Annotated in this window: 6 protein-coding genes; 5 read left to right on the top strand and 1 reads right to left on the bottom strand. The window is 70.5% G+C overall.

Annotated features, from left to right (window positions below; all coding sequences use genetic code 11):
- Nucleotides 1-746 (bottom strand): TIGR03619 family F420-dependent LLM class oxidoreductase (locus tag ACFFNX_RS41860; protein WP_378211774.1); only part of this gene is annotated, 746 nt, incomplete at its 3' end.
- A 287-nt stretch (nt 747-1,033) separates the two neighbouring features.
- Between ACFFNX_RS41860 and ACFFNX_RS41855 the strand changes: the two genes are divergently transcribed.
- The 5 genes from ACFFNX_RS41855 to ACFFNX_RS41835 form a co-directional block, all read left to right on the top strand.
- A complete protein-coding gene (locus ACFFNX_RS41855) occupies nt 1,034-1,990 on the top strand; it encodes a VOC family protein (protein ID WP_378211773.1) in 957 nt (318 codons plus the stop codon).
- Between the two features lie 37 nt (nt 1,991-2,027).
- A complete protein-coding gene (locus ACFFNX_RS41850) occupies nt 2,028-2,798 on the top strand; it encodes an amino acid ABC transporter ATP-binding protein (RefSeq protein WP_378211771.1) in 771 nt (256 codons plus the stop codon).
- Nucleotides 2,798-3,526 (top strand): amino acid ABC transporter permease, encoded by a 729-nt coding sequence (locus ACFFNX_RS41845; protein ID WP_378211770.1) that lies wholly within the window; start codon nt 2,798-2,800, stop codon nt 3,524-3,526. Before ACFFNX_RS41850 ends, ACFFNX_RS41845 begins: the two co-directional genes overlap by 1 nt.
- 67 nt (nt 3,527-3,593) lie before the next feature.
- Nucleotides 3,594-4,433, top strand: a complete 840-nt coding sequence (locus tag ACFFNX_RS41840; protein WP_378211769.1) for an ABC transporter substrate-binding protein — start codon at nt 3,594-3,596, stop codon at nt 4,431-4,433.
- Between the two features lie 9 nt (nt 4,434-4,442).
- On the top strand, nt 4,443-5,039 hold a 597-nt coding region (locus tag ACFFNX_RS41835; RefSeq protein WP_378211768.1), incomplete at its 3' end, for an FAD-dependent oxidoreductase.

Genomic DNA, 5,039 nt, shown 5'->3' with positions numbered 1-5,039 from the left:
CCGGTGGAGGCGACGAGCCGCAGCGCGACGTACAGCGACGACGGGTCGCGGCCCGCGTCGGCGGCGGTGCTACGGATGGCCGCGATCTCGGTCGCGAGCCGATCCGGGTCCAGTTCGGGTACCGCCTGCTGGGCGAGCCAGCCGTCGCCCAGGCGCGCCGCGCGCCGGAGCGCGGCCGGGGAGTGGCCCCCGACGTAGAGCGGAACGGCGTGGGCGGGCGTGGGCAGCACGACCGTGCCCGGCGGAAGGTCGTAGTGAGGAGTGGAGCGGCCGGCCGGGCGGCCCGTCCAGCACTCGCGCAGCAACGTGATCCACTCCTCCATCCGCGCGCCGCGCCCGTCGAACGGCATGCCCAGTGCGGTGAACTCCTCGCGCATCCAGCCCGCGCCGACGCCGAGTGCGACCCGGCCGCCGGACAGCGCGTCGACGCTCGCGACCTGCTTGGCGAGCAGCACCGGGTTGCGCTGCGGGAGGACCAGCGCGGCGGTGCCGAGCCGGACTCGTCCGGTCACCGCGGCCGCGGCGGCCAGCGAGACGAGCGCCTCCACGTACGGGGTGTCCGTGGGCCAGGTCGCCCCGCCGTCGGCGGCGAACGGGTACCGCGACTCGATGACCTCGGGCTGCACGACGTGGTCGCTGACCCAGAGGGAGTCGAACCCGGCTCGTTCCAGCGCCCGCGCGTGCTCGGCCACCGAGGCCGCCGGCACCGCGGTGCCCGTGTGGGGGAGCTTGACGCCGATCCGCATGGTCACTGACCACGACCTTTCTGTCCGCGCCCGTGGTCGGCGCGGAGACGGCGGCGTCCTCGCGTAGTGGCACGTGAGCTGCGCCGATGCGATGCCGGGCGGCCTGATGGCCCGTGATGCTAGTTACGGGGCGTGATGTGCGTCAAGCGCGCAAATGTTCGCTATGAATAGCGCCGTGCGTCTTGCGCGCAATGGAACGATCTGCGAACATCGCCGAACACGTAGGGCCAGGCGGTGCTGTACCGACGTTTGCGCTGGTCCGACCGCCAGGAGGTAGCGGAAACAGTATGGTCACCACCCTTCGCAGACATGGGACGCTGGTCGGTCTGGACCACATCGGCATCGGTGTGTCCGACATGGCGGCGTCGCTGGAGTTCTACGCAGAGCTGGGATTCACCGACGCCGCGTTCGACTACACGGGCCCGTTGCCGGGCCTGAGCGCGGTCACCGGGTACGGCGAGACCGAGGCGCGGGTGGTCTTCCTCCGCACCGGCAACCCCACGGTCCTCGGCCGGGCGTCGATCAAGCTCGTGCAGATCACGAACCGGACGCAGCCGCCAGCCCCGGAGGGGCAGGCGTGGGGCGAGCCCGGGATCTGCGAGGTGTGCGTCCACGTCCACGGGCAGGAGGCGTTCTACCGCGACCTGGTATCACGAGGGCATACCGGGCTGATGGCGCCGAACGAGTCCGACCTGCCGCCCTACCAGACCCATTGCGGCCTGTCCTACGTCGCCGACCCGGACGGCGCCAAGATCGAGCTGATCGAGTGGTCGACGCTCGAGGCCGGCTGGCCGGTCGAGCCCGGGCCGCAGGGCGTCAACCACGTGGCGTTCGGCGTGGCCGACATCGAGCGCACGCGGGACTTCTACCGGCGGCTCGGGTTCACCGGGCAGCTGTTCGAGTCCGACGGCTACTTCGAGCCGATGCACCCGTGGTTCCACCCGCGCACGCCGCCGCGGCAGCGGATGATGCTGCTGACCAGCCCGTTCGGCGGAGCGCTCGAACCGGTCCAGCACTTCCCCCCGTCGCCGGACATGCGCGGCGAGTGGGGGCACCTGGGCACCTTCGAGTTCGCGGTGGGTGCGCGGTGCATCGACACCGCCATCCGGCACCTCGCGGCCGGCGACGTCGCGCTCGTCGGAGACCCGGTCACCATCGACCTGGGGGACGGGGCGACCTGGCGCTACGCCTACTTCCGAGATCCCGACGACCTGTACGTCTGCGTCACGGAGGTCCGGGCGTGACCGGCGGGCGGCGCACGCGCGGAAAGCGAGCCGGCCGATGAGCGCCACCGACCGGACCGCGCCGATCGTCGAGCTGCGCGGCATCCGCAAGTCGTTCGGCGAGTTGGAGGTCCTGCGCGGCATCGACCTGGAGATCTTCGCCGGCGAGCACGTCGTGATCTTCGGCCCGTCCGGGTCCGGCAAGTCCACCGTCCTGCGCAGCATCAACCTGCTCGAACCGCCCACCTCCGGATCGCTGAAGGTCGCGGGCATCGAGTACGGCCCGGGCGTGCCCGGCGAGAAGGCCGGACGCCGTGGCAGGCCGTTGGAGCTGCGCCGCACCGTCGGCATGGTCTTCCAGCAGTTCAACCTCTTCCCGCATCTCACCGCACTGGACAACGTGGCGCTGCCGCTGCGGTCGGTCCGCCGGGTGGGCCGGGCCGACGCGCAGGTGCGCGCGGCGGAGGCCCTGCGCCGGGTCGGGCTGCTCCAGCGCGCCGCCCACTATCCGCAGCAGCTGTCCGGCGGTCAGCAGCAACGTGTCGCGATCGCCCGCGCCCTGGCCCTCGATCCGAAGGTGATGCTCTTCGACGAGCCGACCTCGGCGCTGGACCCGGAGCTCGTGGGCGAGGTGCTCAAGACGATGCGCGAGGTGGCCGAGACCGGAATGACGATGGTCGTGGTCACCCACGAGCTCAGCTTCGCCAGAGAGATCGGGGACCTGAACGTGTTCATGGAGGACGGCGTCGTCGTCGACAGCGGCCCGCGCGGTTTCTTCGAGGAGACCACGAGCCCCCGGGCCCGTGAGTTCATCATGGCGGTGCGCTGATGTACGACTGGGGACTCATCTGGCAGCACCACGGCATCTTGGTGAACGGCCTCCTGGTCGCGATCAAGGTGTCACTGTTCGCGCTGGTCATATCCGTCGTCGGCGGCCTCCTGCTCGCCATGATGCGGATGTCGCGGCCGCCCGTCTCCTGGATCGCGGTCGCCTACGTCAACGTCTTCCGCGGCGTGCCGGCGCTGGTCAGCGTGATCTGGGTGTACTTCGGCGTCTCGCTGCTGATCGGCGTCGACTTCAGCGTCTTCGAGGCCGGTGTGATCGCGCTGTCGCTGCTGTACAGCGCGTTCATGGCGGAGATCTTCCGCTCGGCGCTCGGCGCCATCCCGAACGGTCACCGCGAGGCGGGGCACGCCCTGGGCATGCGGCCGATCCGCGTGTTCTTCTCGGTCATCCTGCCCCAGGCCATCAAGATCGCGTTGCCGAACATCGGCAGCATGTTCATCGGCATGCTGAAGGACACCTCGACCTTCACCGTCATCGGCCTGCTGGAGGTCGTCCGGGTCACCCAGAACCTGGTGTCGCAGACCTTCCAGCCGTTCGTGCTCTACACGGCGGCCGCGGCGATCTACGTCATCGCGGCGTTCGTCATCGACCTGCTGTTCCGCGTCATCGAAGGCGCGTACGCCAGCCCGCCGCGCGGCGTGATCTCCCAGCTGCTGCGCTCCCGCCGGCAGCGGCGCATCCAGAACCTCATGGCTGAACTCGGCTCATGAGCCCGGCCCCTCGCCGGGCCGTCCCATCCCCTCGGTATCGAGCACTGAGCACTGAAAGAGGAAACCCATGGTCAAGAGCATGAAGCCGTGGTCGGTGGCGAGGCGGGGCGCGATCGCGTGCGTCGCCGTCGTGTCCGCCCTGTCCCTCGCGGCGTGCGGCAAGTCCGGCGGTGACGGCGGCAGCGGCCTCAACGAGTCCGGAACGCTCACGGTCGGCATGAACCTGCAGTTCAAGCCGGAGATGTACCTCGACTCGGCGAACCAGCCGGCCGGCTACGACGTCGACCTGCTCAACAAGCTCGCCAAGGAGCTGAACGTCAAGCTCGTCATCAAGAACCTTGACTTCAACGGCCTCATCCCCGGCCTGCAGAGCAAGAAGTTCGACCTGGTCTCGGTCGGCCTGACCGCGACCGACGCCCGCAAGAAGGTCGTCGACTTCACCCGGGCGTACGTGCCCTACACCAGCGTGCTCGCGGTCCGGCAGAGCGACGACTCGCCCGCGCAGGTCGCCACCTACAACACCTCGGGCAAGATCATCACGGCGCTGCAGGGCTCCACGGGCGAGCAGCTCGCCAAGAAGACCTTTCCCAACGCCAAGCTGCAGACCTACAGCGACCAGAACTCCGCCCTGCTCCAGGTCGCCACGGGACGCGCGAACGGCAGCGTCCTGGAGGACTACATCCTCGCCCAGTACCAGAAGAGCAACCCGAACCAGTTGAAGAAGGCGGCCCTGCCCAAGCCCCTCGACCTGTCGTACGGGGCGTGGGCCGTGCAGAAGGGCAACTCGACGCTGGCGGGGAAGCTGAACACCTTCCTGTGCAAGGCGCAGACCGACGGGTCGCTCGCCGCGCTGTACAAGAAGGACTTCGGGGTGACGGACGCTCCGGTCATGCCGGCGGGCTGCTGAGCGATGCCGGTGAGCGATCCGAGCATCGACCTCCTCGTCGTCGGCGGCGGACCGGCGGGCATCTCGGCCGCCCGGTCCGCCGCCGAGGCGGGCCTGAACGTCCTGCTCGCCGACGAGCGCCCGACGCTCGGCGGCCAGATCTACAAGCAGCCGGGCCCGGGCTTCACGGTCGCCGACCCGGCCGCGATGGACCGCCAGTTCCGCCATGGCCGGGCGCTCATCGACTCCCTCGACGGCACCGGCGTCGACGTGCTCCTGCGCACGAGCGTCGTCGCCGTCGAGGATCGGCGGGTCGTGCTGGTCACGGAGGGATCCGCGGCGCGGACCGTGACGGCGCGGCGGATGGTGCTCGCGCCCGGGGCGCACGACCGGCCGGTCGCCTTCCCCGGGTGGACGCTGCCCGGTGTGATCACCGCGGGTGGGCTGCAGACGCTGGCCAAGACCCAGCGCGTGCTGCCGGGGGAGCGGATCCTGTTCGCCGGCTCCGGCCCGGTCGCGCTGGCCTTCCCGGCGCAGCTCGCCCACTACGGCGCGCACATCGTGGCCGCGCTGGAGGCGGGACCGGCGCCCCGGGCCGGGGATCTGGTGAGGCTCGCCCGCGCGGCG

The organism is Actinoallomurus acaciae (assembly GCF_042429965.1).
Classification (GTDB): Bacteria; Actinomycetota; Actinomycetes; order Streptosporangiales; family Streptosporangiaceae; genus Actinoallomurus; species Actinoallomurus acaciae.
This window is presented reverse-complemented; position numbering and strand designations above follow the sequence as displayed.

Excerpts from the sequence above, each read along its gene's own strand:
- ACFFNX_RS41850 (WP_378211771.1), top strand. The coding sequence starts at position 2,028 with ATGAGCGCCACCGACCGGACCGCGCCGATCGTCGAGCTGCGCGGCATC.
- ACFFNX_RS41855 (WP_378211773.1), top strand. The coding sequence starts at position 1,034 with ATGGTCACCACCCTTCGCAGACATGGGACGCTGGTCGGTCTGGACCAC.
- ACFFNX_RS41840 (WP_378211769.1), top strand. The coding sequence starts at position 3,594 with ATGGTCAAGAGCATGAAGCCGTGGTCGGTGGCGAGGCGGGGCGCGATC.
- ACFFNX_RS41845 (WP_378211770.1), top strand. The coding sequence starts at position 2,798 with ATGTACGACTGGGGACTCATCTGGCAGCACCACGGCATCTTGGTGAAC.